This window comes from Novosphingobium pokkalii, assembly GCF_014652855.1.
GTDB lineage: Bacteria > Pseudomonadota > Alphaproteobacteria > Sphingomonadales > Sphingomonadaceae > Novosphingobium > Novosphingobium pokkalii.
In genome coordinates this window covers 1-15,561 of sequence record NZ_BMZP01000035.1, presented here as the reverse complement: position 1 = coordinate 15,561, position 15,561 = coordinate 1, and the positions used below count along the sequence as shown (strand labels likewise).

The 15,561-nt window shown below is 65.7% G+C and carries 20 protein-coding genes and 1 tRNA gene; 9 read left to right on the top strand and 12 right to left on the bottom strand.

What is annotated here, in order from left to right; genetic code table 11:
* A partial coding sequence (locus IE191_RS21205; protein ID WP_229815718.1) for a transposase occupies positions 1-283 on the top strand: 283 nt, incomplete at its 5' end.
* Positions 280-459 (top strand): transposase, encoded by a 180-nt coding sequence (locus IE191_RS21200; protein WP_229815717.1) that lies wholly within the window; start codon positions 280-282, stop codon positions 457-459. The genes IE191_RS21205 and IE191_RS21200, both read left to right, overlap by 4 nt.
* Positions 460-899: 440 nt before the next feature.
* On the opposite strand, the gene IE191_RS20250 is transcribed toward IE191_RS21200, so the two are convergent.
* Positions 900-989, bottom strand: a tRNA-Ser gene (locus IE191_RS20250).
* A 162-nt stretch (positions 990-1,151) separates the two neighbouring features.
* Here IE191_RS20250 and hspQ point away from each other — a divergent pair.
* Positions 1,152-1,544 carry a heat shock protein HspQ gene (gene hspQ / locus IE191_RS20245; RefSeq protein WP_191326248.1) on the top strand — a complete coding sequence of 131 codons (393 nt, stop codon included), beginning with the start codon at positions 1,152-1,154 and terminating at the stop codon, positions 1,542-1,544.
* Between the two features lie 72 nt (positions 1,545-1,616).
* Here the strand turns inward: hspQ and IE191_RS20240 are convergent, their stop codons facing one another.
* A complete protein-coding gene (locus tag IE191_RS20240) occupies positions 1,617-2,537 on the bottom strand; it encodes an ABC transporter permease (RefSeq protein WP_191326247.1) in 921 nt (306 codons plus the stop codon).
* Between the two features lie 91 nt (positions 2,538-2,628).
* Between IE191_RS20240 and IE191_RS20235 the strand changes: the two genes are divergently transcribed.
* Both IE191_RS20235 and IE191_RS20230 read left to right on the top strand, forming a co-directional pair.
* Entirely contained in the window at positions 2,629-3,363 is a 735-nt protein-coding gene (locus tag IE191_RS20235; RefSeq protein WP_191326246.1) for a GcrA family cell cycle regulator, read from the top strand.
* An 80-nt stretch (positions 3,364-3,443) separates the two neighbouring features.
* Complete coding sequence (locus IE191_RS20230) at positions 3,444-4,574, top strand: GGDEF domain-containing protein (RefSeq protein WP_191326244.1); 1,131 nt, start codon at positions 3,444-3,446, stop codon at positions 4,572-4,574.
* A 97-nt stretch (positions 4,575-4,671) separates the two neighbouring features.
* Here the strand turns inward: IE191_RS20230 and pnp are convergent, their stop codons facing one another.
* From pnp to IE191_RS20185, 9 genes are all read right to left on the bottom strand, one after another.
* Positions 4,672-6,987, bottom strand: a complete 2,316-nt coding sequence (gene pnp / locus IE191_RS20225) for a polyribonucleotide nucleotidyltransferase (protein ID WP_191326242.1) — start codon at positions 6,985-6,987, stop codon at positions 4,672-4,674.
* Between the two features lie 241 nt (positions 6,988-7,228).
* Complete coding sequence (gene rpsO / locus IE191_RS20220) at positions 7,229-7,498, bottom strand: 30S ribosomal protein S15 (protein WP_191326240.1); 270 nt, start codon at positions 7,496-7,498, stop codon at positions 7,229-7,231.
* 22 nt (positions 7,499-7,520) lie between these two features.
* Positions 7,521-8,420: a tRNA pseudouridine(55) synthase TruB gene (gene truB, locus IE191_RS20215; RefSeq protein ID WP_191326238.1), complete on the bottom strand. Its 900-nt coding sequence runs from the start codon at positions 8,418-8,420 to the stop codon at positions 7,521-7,523.
* 54 nt (positions 8,421-8,474) lie between these two features.
* Positions 8,475-8,855, bottom strand: coding sequence for a DUF6491 family protein (locus IE191_RS20210; RefSeq protein ID WP_229815715.1), 381 nt, complete (start codon positions 8,853-8,855; stop codon positions 8,475-8,477).
* A gap of 99 nt (positions 8,856-8,954) precedes the next feature.
* Complete coding sequence (locus IE191_RS20205; protein WP_191326237.1) at positions 8,955-9,650, bottom strand: site-2 protease family protein; 696 nt, start codon at positions 9,648-9,650, stop codon at positions 8,955-8,957.
* Positions 9,647-10,192 carry a GNAT family N-acetyltransferase gene (locus IE191_RS20200; protein ID WP_191326234.1) on the bottom strand — a complete coding sequence of 182 codons (546 nt, stop codon included), beginning with the start codon at positions 10,190-10,192 and terminating at the stop codon, positions 9,647-9,649. The genes IE191_RS20205 and IE191_RS20200 overlap by 4 nt, the downstream gene beginning before the upstream one ends.
* Entirely contained in the window at positions 10,189-10,791 is a 603-nt protein-coding gene (locus IE191_RS20195) for a thymidine kinase (protein WP_191326232.1), read from the bottom strand. Before IE191_RS20195 ends, IE191_RS20200 begins: the two co-directional genes overlap by 4 nt.
* A 17-nt stretch (positions 10,792-10,808) precedes the next feature.
* On the bottom strand, positions 10,809-11,234 hold the full coding sequence (rbfA, locus tag IE191_RS20190) for a 30S ribosome-binding factor RbfA (protein WP_191326230.1): 426 nt from the start codon (positions 11,232-11,234) through the stop codon (positions 10,809-10,811).
* 46 nt (positions 11,235-11,280) lie between these two features.
* Positions 11,281-11,583 (bottom strand): DUF1353 domain-containing protein, encoded by a 303-nt coding sequence (locus IE191_RS20185; protein WP_229815713.1) that lies wholly within the window; start codon positions 11,581-11,583, stop codon positions 11,281-11,283.
* Positions 11,584-11,612: 29 nt separating this feature from the next.
* On the opposite strand from IE191_RS20185, the gene IE191_RS20180 reads away from it, so the two are divergent.
* The 4 genes from IE191_RS20180 (at position 11,613) to uraH (ending at position 15,116) form a co-directional block, all read left to right on the top strand.
* Entirely contained in the window at positions 11,613-12,773 is a 1,161-nt protein-coding gene (locus IE191_RS20180; protein WP_191326228.1) for a hypothetical protein, read from the top strand.
* Positions 12,770-14,170: a cytochrome P450 gene (locus IE191_RS20175; protein ID WP_191326225.1), complete on the top strand. Its 1,401-nt coding sequence runs from the start codon at positions 12,770-12,772 to the stop codon at positions 14,168-14,170. Before IE191_RS20180 ends, IE191_RS20175 begins: the two co-directional genes overlap by 4 nt.
* A gap of 90 nt (positions 14,171-14,260) precedes the next feature.
* Entirely contained in the window at positions 14,261-14,584 is a 324-nt protein-coding gene (locus tag IE191_RS20170) for an RcnB family protein (RefSeq protein ID WP_191326223.1), read from the top strand.
* Between the two features lie 136 nt (positions 14,585-14,720).
* Positions 14,721-15,116, top strand: a complete 396-nt coding sequence (uraH, locus tag IE191_RS20165; RefSeq protein WP_191326221.1) for a hydroxyisourate hydrolase — start codon at positions 14,721-14,723, stop codon at positions 15,114-15,116.
* Positions 15,117-15,128: 12 nt separating this feature from the next.
* Here the strand turns inward: uraH and IE191_RS20160 are convergent, their stop codons facing one another.
* Positions 15,129-15,503 (bottom strand): hypothetical protein, encoded by a 375-nt coding sequence (locus tag IE191_RS20160; RefSeq protein ID WP_191326219.1) that lies wholly within the window; start codon positions 15,501-15,503, stop codon positions 15,129-15,131.
* Positions 15,504-15,561 lie beyond the last annotated feature (58 nt).

Below are 15,561 nucleotides of genomic sequence, written 5' to 3'. Positions count from 1 at the left end.
CCAGTCCGTTCCTCAGGTCAGGCTGAGCTTATCACCCTGTCCAGAAAAACGGCACCACCTCAAACTTCACTGTCTGGCTGATGCCGTTGGACGACCAGTCGCCTTCCACCTGACGGGTGGCGAGGCGGCAGATTGCAAGGCGTATGATGATTTGATCGACCTGCCTGAGCAGGCCCCCGACGCTTTCCTTGCGGACAAAGGTTATGACGCCGATGCCATCCGTGCCGATCTTGCCGAACGAAAGATCAAGGCCGTCATTCCTGGCCGGTCTAACCGCGCGTGAAGATCGAACATGATCGGGCGCTCTACAAGCAGCGCAATCGCATCGAGCGCATGTTCGGCCATCTCAAGATTAACCGCGCCATCGCCACCCGATACGATCAACTGGCCAATAGCTTCCTCGGCATGGTCCAGCTCGCCACCGCCAGATACTGGCTCAAATTTGTCCACGCCGCCTAGTCATTCAGGTTCATGACGCGGGAGAATGCCGTGGGGCCGTTCACGGCTGGTGTGCAACACGGCAGGGGGTACAGCACTCGTTTGCATGAGCGGTCTCCGGGACCAGGACCGAGGCCCGGATAAGGAGCACTTCCATACTCCAGGAGGGCCTCCCCCCAAATCCATCTTTCCTTTCTGCAACACCCCGCCGCAAGAGACAGGCAACCACCAGTTTGCCGCCAGGCTCAACCGCATCCGGCAACGCCATATCCGTCAAGGCCGCGCCGCGCGCGCGGTTCGAGCATATCCAGCGAGATTTCAGCAAGACATGGCGAGCATCGCCAAAGCTAACCCACACTTGACCGTTCGCAGCAAATATTGCGCCAGCGAGGAAAAGCCCTCTTCCCTTGTGCCTTGCGTGGTATTTTAGGGTAGCCCGGCTTAACGCCGAAAGAGGCACATGGCGGAGAGGGTGGGATTCGAACCCACGGTACGGTTGCCCGTACACCGCATTTCGAGTGCGGCGCATTCGACCACTCTGCCACCTCTCCATGAAGTGCCGTGTGAGGGTGGCTGGTAGGCCGCCCCGGCCGAGGACCGCGCCACTAGCGCACGATTCGGGGCTTGCCAAGAGGAAAGACGAGTTATCCCCAGCCTGATATTCCCCGAAAGGCTCGCTTGTTTCGCTTGTGCCACAAACCTATATTCGCACCATGTCCATTCATGCCGAAAATACGAGCTACTTTTCTCCCCAGGCTGGCCGTCAGATTTCCGTTCCGGCCGTCAGCGAAGCGCGCTTTGCGATTGGCGATGTGGTGCGCCACCGGTTGTTCGGGTTCCGGGGCGTGGTGTTCGATATCGATCCGGTATTCGCCAACAGCGAGGAGTGGTACGAATCCATTCCCGAAGACATGCGGCCCCCGCGCGAACAGCCGTTCTATCACCTGCTCGCCGAAAACGACGAGAGCAGCTATGTCGCCTACGTCAGCCAACAGAACTTGGCGGGCGATGCAGAAGCCGGGCCGGTGGACCACCCTTCCCTGCACGAGATGTTCGATGGCTTTGCCGACGGGCGCTATCGCCTGCGGCGGCGCCTCTCGCACTGATCCTGCCGCGCGCATGAAAAAGGCGCCGTCTCCCAAGGGGGAAACGGCGCCTTTTTCGCGTCTGTGAACTGTTCAGGCCTTCAGGCGCCAGCCCGACCGCAGCACGGCATAGAGGCCCAGCCCCAGCACCAGGTTGAGCACGCCCAGGCCGATCGCGCCGTGCAGTACCGCCATGTTGCTGCTGCCAATGTCGCTCTGGCCCAGGAAGCCATAGCGGAAGCCGGAAATCACGTAGAAGATCGGATTCATGCGGCTGACCGTCTGGAACGCGGGCGCCAGGCGATCGATGACGTAGAACGTGCCAGAGAGCATCGACATCGGGGTGATGATGAAGTTGGTCACCGCCGCGTTGTGATCGAACTTTTCCGCCCAGAGCGAGGTGGCCACCCCAATCAGCGAGAGCAGGATCGAGCCCATCAGGCCGAACCAGACGATCGCCCAGGGATGGCGCATTTCCAGCGAGACGCCGGGCCAGAACGCCATGGCCGCCGCCACCGCAAGGCCGACCAGGATCGCGCGCGTCACCGCCGCACCCACCAGCGCGGCCAGCAGTTCGCCTTCGGAAACCGGCGGCATCAGGTAATCGATGATCGTGCCCTGGATCTTGCCGCCCAGCAGGCCGAAGCTGGCATTGGCAAAGGCATTGTTGATCATGCCCATGGCAATCAGGCCCGGCGCCACGAAGCTGGCGAAAGGCACGCCCAGCACGATACGGCCGCCACCGCCCAGCGCGAGCGTGAAAATCATCAGATAGAGCAGCGTTGTCACCGCCGGTGCCCAGATCGTCTGGGTCTGGACCTTGAAGAACCGGCGCACCTCCTTCATATAGAGGGTCCAGAGCCCGACACTGTTGAAGCTGCGGAAAATCGGCTGTCCGGGCTGCGGGAAACCGGCTAGATGCCCATAGGCATGACCGGCGGCGGCGCCTGCAACGGCGGCCTCCGGTTGACGCGGTTTCGTTTCTCCGGTGGGAGACGGGAATTGATTGGCCATGACTGGCGCGGTATCGCGCGGGCGGGCCGATGGCAAGACTAGGAAAGGGCAAGGGACATTCCCCTTGGCCCATGCAAGGGTTTTCGAACGGATGAGCTGGACCGACGAGCGGATCGAGAAACTGACCAAGATGTGGGAAGGCGGCGCCACCGCCAGCCAGATCGCCGAGGAGCTTGGCGGGGTCAGCCGCAACGCCGTGATCGGCAAGGCGCACCGCCTGGGGCTCAAGGCGCGCCCCTCCCCGGTCAAGGCCAATGACAAGAGCGAGGCGCCGGCCGCTGCCGCTGCGCCCAAGCCGGCCAAGCCGGCGGCCCCCGTCGCCGCCACGCCCGTGGCCGAAGCGCGCCCCGCCGCGCCCAAGCCCGCACCTGCACCGGCCCCGGTGGAAGCCCGCGCCGCACCGGTCGCTCCGCCCCGGCCCGCCCCGGCTGCTCCGCCGCCGCCGCCCGCCAGTGCAGCCCCTGCCGCCGAACCAGCCGCCGCGCCGACGCCGCGCGTCGTCTCCGTCGGCCCCGGCGGCTTCCTCCGCCAGGGTCCTGGCGATCAGCAGGCGCCGATTCCGCCGGCGCCGCCGCGTCGCCTGGTGCCCGCACGGCCCAGCCCGGAAATCGCCGACAAGACCAGCCTGCTCGATCTCAACGATCGCATCTGCCGCTGGCCGATGGGCCATCCCGGTGAGCCGGATTTCCACTTCTGCGGGGAAAAGGTGAACCCCGGCTTCCCCTATTGCGTCGAACATTGCGGCCGGGCTTTCCAGGCGCAACTGCCACGCGGCCATCGCCGGCCGCCGCCGCCGATGCCGTTTGGTGGCCCGCGCGTGCGCTGATCGCCGGGCGCTCCAATATTGCCGAAAATGTCGCAAGGCCGCGCTCTTAACCGGGACGCGGCCTTGTCGTTCTTGCGCGCATGGGGAAGCATGACCACCGGCGGGCGGAGAACCCTTTTCAGCGCCTGTGGCACAGGCTTGGCCTGGGCAGCGACGATGGCCCGGCGCAAGACGTGGCCGCGCTTGCCGAAAAACTCTCCGCGCGCCGCGCCTTGCTGGCCCGCCTCGCCGCCCTGCTGATCGATCATGATCTACCGATCACGCCGTTCACGCTGGTGATGGCCCACGATTGCTTGACCGGCGCGAACCCGCGCCTGGCAGAACTGCTCGTTCAGCGCATCGCCGCAGGGCTGCCGGTAGATCTGGCCTGGCTGGAACAGGCGCTGCGCCACCCCGCGCAGGACATGGCGACCGAGCAGTTGATCACCCTGCTGTGCCACGTGCGCGAAAGTCTGACCGCGTTCGATCGCAGCACGCATGGCGCCATGCAGGCTAGTGGCGATTTTGCTGATACCTTGCAGGTTCATCTCGCCGACATGGCCAAGGCCGGCACCGACAAGGCACTGGTCCGCAACCTAGCCGAAGCGGCCAAGGCCATGCTGGGCCAGGCCAGCCAGCTTCATGCCGAACTTGCCGCCAGCCGCGCGCGCACCGCCGAACTGCAAAGCACGCTGGAACACGTGCAGCGCGTGGCCGACGAAGACCACCTCACCGGGCTGGCCAATCGCCGGGCGTTCGAACGCCAGTTTGCCCTGGCACTCGATACAGCGCGCAGCAGGGCCGCACCGCTGTGCGTTGCGGTGGTGGATATCGACCACTTCAAGCGAATCAATGATCGCCACGGTCACACCGCTGGGGATCGCGTGCTGAAAGTGGTGGCAGAAACGATCGGCACATTGCGCGATGCCGGCTGCTTCGTGGGCCGGATCGGCGGAGAGGAATTCGGCGTGCTGTTTCCGGGACGCAGCCCTGGCCAGGCGCTGGCCCTGCTCAACAGCGCCCGCACCAGAATGGCGGAACGGCGCCTGATCAACCGCACCACCGATCTTCCGTTCGGCCCCGTGACGTTTTCGGGCGGGATTGCCGACGCCGTGGCCTGCGGAGACCTGGAGAGTGCACTCACCGCCGCCGACAGCGCGCTCTATGCGGCCAAGGGCGCCGGCCGCAACCGCGTGATGCTGACAGACCGCGCCTGGCCGGTGGCCAAATAGGGAGCAGCCTCCGCCTCGTGCGGTGTCAGCCTGCAAAGAAGGCCCGCACCGGGTGGTGCGAGCCTTCCTTGTTGCCGTCAATCAGGCTGGCTGATCCTCAGTCGTCAGACTTGAGGAACGCCGGCATGTGATCGGGGGCCGGACCTTCGTCGCGGTCACGACGGGGCCGGTCGCCACCGTCGCGGCGCGGGCCACGGTCGCCATCGCGGCGCGGGCCGCGATCGCTGCGGGGGCCACGACGGTCACCGCCGCGATCACCGCGGTCGCCACGGTCACCGCGCGGTTCACGCGGTTCGCGCGCCGGGCGGGTGTCTTCCAGCGCTTCGCCGGTTTCCTGGTCTACCACACGCATCGACAGGCGCACCTTGCCACGGTTGTCGATCTCGAGGACCTTGACCTTGACTTCCTGGCCTTCCTTGACGACGTCGCCCGGCTTTTCCACGCGCTCGTTCTTCATTTCGGAGACGTGGACGAGACCGTCCTTGCCGCCCATGAAGTTCACGAAAGCGCCGAAATCGACGATGTTGACGACCTTGCCGGTGTAGACCTTGCCCACTTCCGGTTCTTCGACGATGCCAAGAATCCAGTTCTTGGCCGCTTCGATCTGCGAGAGATCGGACGACGAGATCTTGATCAGGCCTTCATCGTCGATGTCCACCTTGGCGCCCGTTTCCGCGACGATTTCGCGGATGACCTTGCCGCCGGTGCCGATCACTTCGCGAATCTTCGACTTGTCGATCTGGATCGTCTCGATGCGCGGGGCATGGGCCGAAAGCTCGGTACGGGCGGTGCCCAGAGCCTTGGTCATTTCACCCAGGATGTGCGCGCGGCCTTCCTTGGCCTGGGCCAGGGCCTTGCGCATGATTTCCTCGGTGATCCCGGCGATCTTGATGTCCATCTGGAGCGAGGTGATGCCTTCGCTGGTGCCGGCGACCTTGAAGTCCATGTCGCCCAGGTGATCTTCGTCACCCAGGATGTCGGACAGGACGGCAAAGTCCTTGCCTTCCAGGATCAGGCCCATGGCGATGCCCGAAACCGGGCGCGCGATGGGAACGCCGGCGTCCATCATCGAGAGGCAGCCGCCGCACACCGTGGCCATCGACGAGGAGCCGTTGGATTCGGTAATGTCGGACAGCACGCGGATCGTGTAGGGGAACTCGTCCTTGCTGGGCAGGACGGGGTTCAGCGCGCGCCAGGCGAGCTTGCCGTGGCCCACTTCACGACGACCGGGGGCGCCGAAGCGGCCCACTTCACCCACCGAATAGGGGGGGAAGTTGTAGTGCAGCATGAAGCGCTGGTACGACAGGCCATCGAGTCCGTCGATCATCTGTTCCGCATCCTTGGTGCCAAGGGTGGTGGTGCAGATGGCCTGGGTTTCGCCGCGCGTGAACAGCGACGAACCGTGGGTGCGCGGCAGGAAGCCGACGATCGATTCGATCGGGCGCACCTGCGTGACGGTGCGGCCATCGATACGCTGGCCGTCCTTGAGGATGGCGCCGCGCACGATTTCCGCTTCCAGCTTCTTGAGCGTCTTGATCGCCACCATCTGCGTCTGCGGGGTTTCATCCGCAAACAGCGTCTTGGCCTTGGCGCGCACGTCGTTCAGCGCGTTGGAACGGGCCGACTTGTCGGTCAGCTTGTAGGCCGCGGCGATATCGGCGCCGACGCCCTTCTTGAGCTTGGCCTTGATGTCGGCGGTATTGTCCGACAGGTCGATTTCCCAAGGATCCTTGGCAGCCTTTTCGGCCAGCTCGATGATCGCGCCGATCACCTTGCGGCTTTCGTTGTGGGCAAAGACCACCGCGCCGAGCATTTCTTCCTCGGTCAGTTCCTTGGCTTCCGATTCCACCATCATCACGGCGGCGTCGGTTGCGGCAACGACGAGGTCGAGGCGGCCCGAAGCGGCTTCACCCAGCGACGGGTTGAGCTGGTATTCGCCATCCTTGAAGCCGACGCGCGCGGCGCCGATCGGGCCCATGAACGGCACGCCCGAAATGGTCAGCGCGGCCGAAGCGGCGATCATCGCGACGATATCGGGTTCGGTTTCGCCGTCATAGCTCATCACCTGGGCGATGACGTTGACTTCGTTGTAGAACCCTTCGGGGAACAGCGGGCGCACTGGACGGTCGATCAGGCGCGAAACCAGCGTTTCCTTTTCGGTGGCGCCGCGTTCACGCTTGAAGAAGCCACCGGGGATGCGGCCGGCGGCCGAAAACTTTTCCTGGTAGTGGACGGTCAGCGGGAAGAAGTCCTGGCCTTCCTTCACCGACTTGGCGGCGGTCACGGCGCAGAGCACCACGGTTTCGCCATAAGTGGCCAGCACCGCGCCATCAGCCTGGCGTGCGATACGGCCGGTTTCCAGAGTGAGGGTCTTTCCGCCCCACTCCAGCGATACGGTCTTGACGTCGAACATGTATTTTCCTTCGCCCCACAGGCCCTATTGCCGGCGGGATTTGCTGCCGGGGATGCCGTCCCGGTCCGGTTTGGGGCTTTGCCCCGCAGGGCCCGCGCCGAATTGCGCAAGGCCCCTTTCCCTACCACGGATTGCGCTGCTGCCGAATGCCTTTTGCATCCGCACACGGCGCTCCGTGGTCTATCCGCCGTAAAAGGCGGCAAATGCAAAACGGCCCGCCTGGGGCGGGCCGTCCGTGATCTTACTTACGCAGACCAAGCTTCTGGATCAGCGCGTTGTAACGCTCGACGTCCTTCTTCTTCAGGTAGTCGAGCAGCGAACGACGCTTGTTCACCATCTGCAAAAGGCCACGACGCGAATGGTTGTCCTTGTGGTGGCCCTTGAAGTGTTCGGTGAGGTTGACGATCCGCTCGGTGAGGATAGCCACCTGAACTTCGGGCGAACCGGTATCACCGGCGGCGCGCGCGTTGCTCTGGATGATTTCCTGCTTCTTTTCCGGGGTCACCGACATAAGTATTCACTCCGCGACATGCTCAAAGGTTGAAACCCCGCTCGACGCGCAAGGCGCCGCCTGCCAGCATGACCAGCGCGACCGGCTTGCCGCCGCACCGCGCCCACCACAGTCCGTCAGGAAAGGGCAACCCCGATAGAACGCGGCCCTGGCGGACCGCCCCGGCCTGTTCGGGGTTGAGGTCAAGAGCCGGGATGTCGACCAGCCCTGCCTCCACAGGCAAGATCACGTTCTCAAGGGGCGCGCCTTGGCCCCATTCGTTCAATTTGTCCAGCGAAATCGCCTGCTCCAGGGTGAACGGCCCGGCTTTCAGGCGGCGCAGCATCGTCACATGCCCGCGCGTGCCCAGCGCCAGCGCCAGGTCGCGCGCCAGGCTGCGGATGTAGGTGCCCTTGGACACATCGGCTTCCAATGTCACGCTTTCCAGCGCATCGGCACGGCCGGTCGTTTCCAGCACGCGCAGGGCGTGAATGGTCACGTTGCGCAAAGCGAGCACCACGTCTTCGCCGGCGCGCGCCAGGTCATAGGCGCGCTGGCCATCCACCTTGAGCGCGGAATAGGCCGGGGGCACTTGCGCGATCGGCCCGGTGAACGCGCCCAGCGCCGCATCGAGCGCGGCACGCGCCGGCCGCACCGGGCTTTCACCGATCACCGCGCCTTCCAGGTCGAGCGTGTCGGTCTCCGCGCCGAATGCCACGGTAAAGGCATAAGTCTTGCTGGCATCCAGCATGCGCCCGCACAGCTTGGTCGCCTCCCCCACCGCGATCGGCAGCACGCCGGTAGCCAGCGGATCGAGCGTGCCGCCGTGGCCAACCTTGCACTTGCCAAGGCCCCGCGCGCGCAGATTGCGCTTCACTGCCGCCACGCCCTGGGTCGATCCCAGGGTCAGCGGCTTGTCGAGAATGATCCAGCCATCTGCCATGGCCGCGCGCCCTAGCGGCTGCGGCGGGCGCTGTCAGCCCTTTCCCGCGCGCGATCAGGCGGCGGGCTTGGCCTTGGCGGCGGCAGCGCTGGGCGGGCCAGGCACTTTCACCAGGCTCTGCACCGGGTAGCTCTGCCCGCGCACCACCACGCTGGCAAAGCGATCGAACGTGTCGGTGCCGCGCCCGTCAAAACCGATCGCCTCGGCAAATGGCAGGTCGAACGCCGGGCCCATCAGGCTGGCGCGATACCACTGGCCCTGCTGGTCCTGCACATAGAGCGTGCTATCCCCCACCGCGCGCCAATCGCGGATTCCGCCGTGGTTCAGAAACGGAATGGACGCTTCGGCCGCAGCCGGCTGTTTTGCCGGAGCGGCATGGGCGAGGACTGGCGCGAACGCGAGCGCGAGGGCGGCCAGGGCGTTGCTACGGATCATCGGTCTGCTCCTTGCCTGAAAATGTCGTACCACCGACATGGGCAGGCCCGCCACGCGATCAAGCCCGCGCGACAATTGACGACCAAGCTGAAAATGTATTCAGGCGTCGAGCGGGCGGCCAGCCACGAGGCTCGCGAGAGCCAGGTAATGCTCGCCCAGCCACGACACCGGCTGCACCAGCAGCGCTCGCACCGGATCGATCGCGGGCATCAGCCAGGGCAGCACCACCAGCAGCACCAGGATGATCGGGAGGCCCAGCGGTCGTAGCCGGGCATAGGCATTGGCCGCGCGCTCTGGCAGCAGGCCCTCGACGATGTGCGAGCCATCGAACGGGGGCAGGGGCAGCAGGTTGAAACAGGCCAGCGACAGATTGATGACGAGGAAATTGACGAGATTGTCGAACACGAATTGCGCCACCAGGCCCGCGCCAGGCTCGATCCGCGCGAGAATGCCGATGCCGACCGCAGCCACGGCCGCAAGGGCAAAGTTCATCGCCGGCCCGGCCGCGCCCACGATCATCATCGCCCGGCGCGGATGCGGCAGGCCGCGCACGTCCACCGGCACCGGCTTGGCCCAGCCGAACACCGGCGCATGGGCCAGCGCCAGCATGCCGGGCAGGAACACCGTGCCCACCGGATCGACATGGCGCAGCGGATTGAAGCTGAGCCGCCCCCTGTCCTGCGCCGTGCGATCGCCCAGCAGGCGGGCCATGCGGCCATGCGCCACTTCGTGGAACACGATCGCCACGATCATGGGGATGGCAACGGTCGCCAGTTGATAGAGCGTGTCGTTCATGGGCGGCCCAGCCATTCCTCGCGCAGGATGGAAAACAGCACCGTGTCGCGCACGCGGCCAGTCCAGGTGCGACGCTCGTGGCGCATCAGGCCTTCTTCCACGCCGCCAAGCTTGCGCACGGCGGCCTGGCTGCGCGTGTTGAGCCGGTCCACCTTGAACACCACGCGCGCGAGCCCGCAGGCAAAGGCATGATCGATCATCAGCCGCTTGAGCCGGCCGTTGAAACCCGTGCCGCGCAAGGCGGGCACGATGAAGCTGTTGCCGATCTCGATCGACCAGCCCGGCGCGCCATGCTCCAGCCAGCCGGTCATCCCGGCAACCACGCCATCGGCCAGGATCGCATAGACCCGGCGTTGCGGCGCGCTGCCCAGCAGGCGATCGAACTGCACGTCGAAATCGGCGCCGAGATAGTTGTGCGGATAGACCGCCCAGATTTCCGTGTCCTGCGCACAGGCCGCGCGCAGCCCTTCGCGATGGCGCTCGGCCAACGGCTCCAGCGCCAGGGTGCCGTCGGCTAGGGGAACATAGAGGCCGTCACTCATGGGCGTTCATCCGGGCGCATGGCCGCGCTGAAATGCGCGCGGCACAAGGTGAGATAGCGTTCGTTGCCGCCGATTTCGGTCTGCGCGCCTTCGCGCACGGGGTGGCCGGCCTGGTCGACGCGCAGGTTCATCGTCGCCTTGCGGCCGCAGTGGCACACTGCCTTCAGTTCCACGAGGCTGTCAGCCAGGCCGAGCAGCGCGGCAGAGCCTTCAAACAGCTCGCCCCGGAAATCGGTGCGCAGGCCATAGCACAGCACCGGCAAGCCGGCGCGATCGGCCAGGTCGGCCAGTTGCCACACTTGCGCCCGCGTCAGGAACTGGGCCTCGTCCACCAGCACGCAGGCCAGCGGCCCCTGCACCAAGTGCGCGCTCACCGCCTGCCACAGGTCGGTCTCCGGACCAAAGCGATGGGCATCGGCATGCAGGCCCACGCGGCTGGCAATCGCCCGTCCGGGACCAAGATGCTCGGCGCGGTTATCCACCGCTGCGGTCCACAGCATCGTCGCCATGCCGCGCTCGTGATAGTTGAACGCCGCCTGGAGCAGGTTGGTGGATTTGCCGGCATTCATGCTGGCATAATAGAAATAGAGCTTGGCCATGGCAGCTATGCGGCCTTTCAGCCCTGAGTTTCGCCTTCGCCCTCTCCGCCGTCCTCACCCAGATCGCGGCGCACGCGCGGATCGGCCAGCAATGCGTCGATGCGAAACGCTTCGTCAAAGCTTTCATCGGGCAGGAACTTGATCCGCGCGGCGTACTTCAGCTTGAGCCGGCCGGCCACTTCCTTCTGGAAAAAGGCCGTGTTGGTGCGCAGCGCCTTGAGCACGATGTCCTCGTCCTCGCCCAGCAGCGGCTTGATGAAGACGGTGGCATGGCGCAGATCGGGCGACATGCGCACTTCGGTGACCGAAACGGTGTGCGCGCTCAGCACGTCATCGTGGACCATCTGGCGCGTGAGCAGTTCGGACAGCACGTGGCGCACCTGCTCGCCCACCTTGAGCAGGCGGACCGAGCGTTGTTCGGGAGAGGCATTCTGGCGGTTCATCCCGCGCTATATGGGGCATCGCCGCCCGTTTCGCCAGAACCTTGGGTCAATAGCCGGGGAAGATCTTGCGCACGAGTTGCCCGCGCCAGGGAAAGCCATGGTAATTGAAGAAGAACCACCCCGCCACGCGCACCGCCAGCCACACCGGCAGCGCCATGGGATCACCCTCCTTCCGCAAGGCGCGGTAGAACGCGGCATCGGCCCGGCGCCGGTCCGCCTCCCGCCCTCCACCGGCGATACCATAAGCATTGTCATGCTTGCGGCATGATCCATTGCGGTTGTATTTAAATCCATTGAGGAACAGACAATAGTCCCGCTGCCCCGGATCACACACGCCAGCCCCCTGCACTTGTGATAGTCCTTGCACGTGAATTTGGCATGGACGGGGCAATGTTCAAGCGCAAAGTCTTCTATATTGGCGGCTTCGATCCACGGGGTGCACGGTTCTATCACGAATTGCTGGCACAACAGATCGCAACGCACAATGCGGGCCAAGGCTCAGGCAATCCCCTCAGCCTGTCCCCGCGCCGCAGCGATGCCACCGGCGACCGCGCCTGGCAGGTGAGCGATGCGGCCGCAACGGTGCAGACCGCGTTTCATTTCCTCGCCTGGGACGACATCGTTCGCCGCGCCTGGATCCGCAGCACGCCGCGCCTGCTCTCCGCCACCGTGCGCGCCTATGCGCGGCTGCTCCGGCATGCAGACCTCTCGTGCCTCGCCCGCGTGCCGCATGGCAGCCGGGTTGCGCTGTTCCTGCCGGCCCTGGCGCTGCTGATCGTGCCGCTGCTGGCGGGCCTTGGCGCCGGGGCCATCGCGCTCGGGCTGGGGCGGCCCTGGCTCGCGCCGCTGCTGGTACTGGTCGTCGCCGCCCTGCTCGCGCTGCTGCTCGGCGGGCGCGCTCATGTCGGCTGGATCGTGCAGTTCCTTGTGTTCAACGATGCGCTGGCCGCCGGGCAGGCCGATCCCGCGCTTGCGCTCCGGCTCGATCGCTTTGCCGAGACGATCGACCGCGCGCTGCCCGAAGACGCGGAGTGGGACGAAGTGCTGCTGGTCAGCCATTCCAACGGCGCGATCCTGGCTGCGGAAGTCACGGCGCGCCTGCTCGCGCGACACGGCGGAGCATTGCCGCCGCGCCTGGCGCTGGTCACGCTCGGGGCCAGCCTGCCGATGTTGGGTGCGCGGCGGGATGCCCGGGGCTTTGCACAGACCATGGCCACGCTGGCGCAGGGGCGTTTTGCCTGGCTCGATATCGGCTCGCCCACCGATGGCGCCGCCACCCCGCTGGTCGATCCCTGGTTGGGCCAGCCCCCCGCCCGGATGGCCGGGCTGGTCCAGCTTTCGCCCCGCTGGTTCGCGTTCTGCAATCCGGCCACCTATGCCGCGCGGCGCAAGGACAAGTACCTCACCCATTTTGATTATCTGCGCCGGCTCGATCGCCCCTCACCGCTCGATTACCTGGGCCTGACATGCAGTGGCCAGCCGCTGGCCGCCAACATCGCCGCATTTCGGACCGTCGCCAAGGCAAAGGCGGAAGCATGAGCGAGACCATGGCCTTGGCAACACCGCCCTACCCCGCCCCGTTGCGCCACAAGGCCGGGCTGCTGCGCCGGTTCGTGATCGGCTGGGGCAGTTGGATTCACACCCTGTTCGAGAAATCCTATCGGATGAAGATGGGCACAGTGCGTTTTCCGCTGCTGCGCTTCTTCGTGATCAACGATCTCGCCCTGGTGCAAGACGTGCTGGAGGAAAAACGCTGCCCCTGGCCCAAGCACGGGCTGATGACCGAACTGCTGCGCCCGCTGATGGGGCAAAGCGTGTTTTCCGCCAACGGCGCGCAGTGGCAGGCACAGCGCGCGATGATCAACCCGGCCTTTGCCCACGCCGGGCTGGGCCGCGCTTTCCCCGCCATGCGCGCGGCGGCCGATGCCATGGCAGAGCAATTGCACCGCGCCGCCATGCAGGGGCCGGTGGACATGGAGCGGGCCATGACCGCCGTCACCGCCGACGTGATTTTCCGCACGCTGTTTTCGCAGCCCCTCGCCCCGGCCCAGGCCGACGCCGTGTTCGCCGCCTTTGCCCGCTATCAGCGTCACGTCCAGCCTTACGCCATGCTGCGGCTCTATCGCTTGCCGCTGCTGGGCCGGCGCCGCCGCATGGCCCGCGCCGCGGCAGACATCCGCGCGCTGTTCGCACCGCTGGTCGATGCGCGAATCATGGCGCGGGGCGCGCTGGACCAAATGCCGGCACCGGGCGATATTCTCGACGCCCTGCTCGATGCCCGCCACCCGCACACCGGCGCGCCGTTTGCGCCGGATGATCTGCTCGACCAACTGGCCACGCTCTTCCTCGCCGGGCACGAAACCTCAGCCTCGGCACTCGCCTGGGCCAGCTATCTGGTGGCCTGCGATCCGGCTTTGCAAGACGACCTCGCCGAAGCGATCGCGCAAGTCAGCGGCAAGGCAGCGCTGGCGCCCGAACACCTCAAGGCCCTGCCCATGCTGCGCCATCTGTTCCAGGAAACCTTGCGGCTCTATCCCCCGGTCAGCTTCCTGATGCGCGAGGTGACGCAGGCGCAGGTGATGCGCGGCAAGGCGATGAGGCCCGGCGATCTGGTGGTCGTTTCGCCTTGGCTGATACAGCGCAACGCCGATCACTGGCCCTGCCCACATGCCTTCGATCCCGTGCGCTTCGCCCGCCCGGAAAGCTCGACGGCCGCGCGCGAGGCCTGGCTGCCGTTTGGCAAGGGACCGCGCGTATGTATCGGCCAGGGTTTTGCCATGCAGGAAGCGGTGATCGTGCTGGCCACCTTGCTGCGCCATTTTCGTCTCGCCCCGGCGCCCGGCCCGGCGCCCGAACCGGTCAGCCGCCTCACGCTGCGCGCGCGGCGGGGCATCCCGCTGGTGCTCTCGCCGCGCCACGGCTTGGAGCAAGCGTAACAGGATCGATACAAAATCAGACATTTCCGGTGGGAGCCGGGGCCATGGCCAACCGTTAAGGCAAGGTCAGCTTCATTGGAAAGGACCGCCATGAACAAGTTTCTTGCCACCGTTGCGGCAATCGCCGTCGCCCTGCCCGCCGCCACCCCGGCTCTGGCCCAGCATCATGACATGCGCCGCGACAGCCACCATGACGCGCGCCGTGGCCCTGCCAAGGTGCAACCCAACCCTTTCCGCAAGGGCCAGCGTTTCGACATGCGCCGCGCGCCCAACTATCGCGTAGTCGATTACCACCAGTATCGCCGCCTCAGCGCCCCGCCGCGCGGCTATCACTGGGTGCGCTCGGGCAACGACGCGCTGCTGGTTGCCATCGGCACCGGCGTGATCGCCTCCGTCATCGCCAACACCTTCTGATCCGCTCGCGCGAGATCGAGCAGGGGCAGCCTCGCGAGAGGCTGCCCCTTTTGCTTGCCCGAAAGGCCGGTCTGCCGCGCATGCCTGCGCGGTATAAGCACGCAAGCCCGATCCGCACCGAAATCTGGAAAAACCGATGAAAGATCTGAAAATTTTGCCTTTCCTCGCCGGCGTCCTGCTCGCCACGCCGGCCACAGCGGCCGAAATTTCCACCCATGTGCTCGATCTGGCGCGCGGCGTTGGTGGGCCGGACGTGCCCGTAACGCTGATGAAGCGGGATGCATCAGGCCAGTGGGCCACCGTGGGCCAAGCACGCACCGATGCCAATGGCCGCGTGCGCAGCTTCGGCACCGCCAGCTTTGCGCCGGGCACCTATCGCCTTACGTTCGATATGACGCACTATCCCGACGCTTCGGCCAAGCCGTTCTTCCCGGAAATCGCCATTGCCTTTGCCGTAACGGACGATGGCGCGCACTACCACGTGCCCCTGGTGCTCAGCCCTTATGGCTATTCCACTTATCGCGGCAACTGATAGGGGCGAAAGCTACTGGAAATGCGCCAGATTGGCGAACCCGTCGTTCGCCTTGGCCTTCTTGATCAGCTTGCGCAGGCAGGCGCGCACCTCGCGCTCGAAACGGCGATCGTCGTGCACGCCGGCCAGCAGATAGTCGTCCTTGGCCAGTTGAGCGGTGAGAAAGGCCACGAAGCGGGCCTGCTCTTCCACGGCCGGGCTGCGCCGCGCCAAGCCGCAGACATAGCCTTCTGCCGCCGCTTTATCGTAGTCATCGCGATAATCGCGGCCCTTGCGGTCGGCGTAGACCTGCTCTTGCGCGGCGGCGGCCATGCGGCTTTCCAGCCACGCGCGCACGTGCGCCGCATCCCATGCCGCCTTGGCCGCGTCCTGTTGCGTGTCGCTCATCCCGCTGGTCCTAGCACTACTTTGGCAGAAGTGTGATTTTTGGGATTCCCAAGGCGTA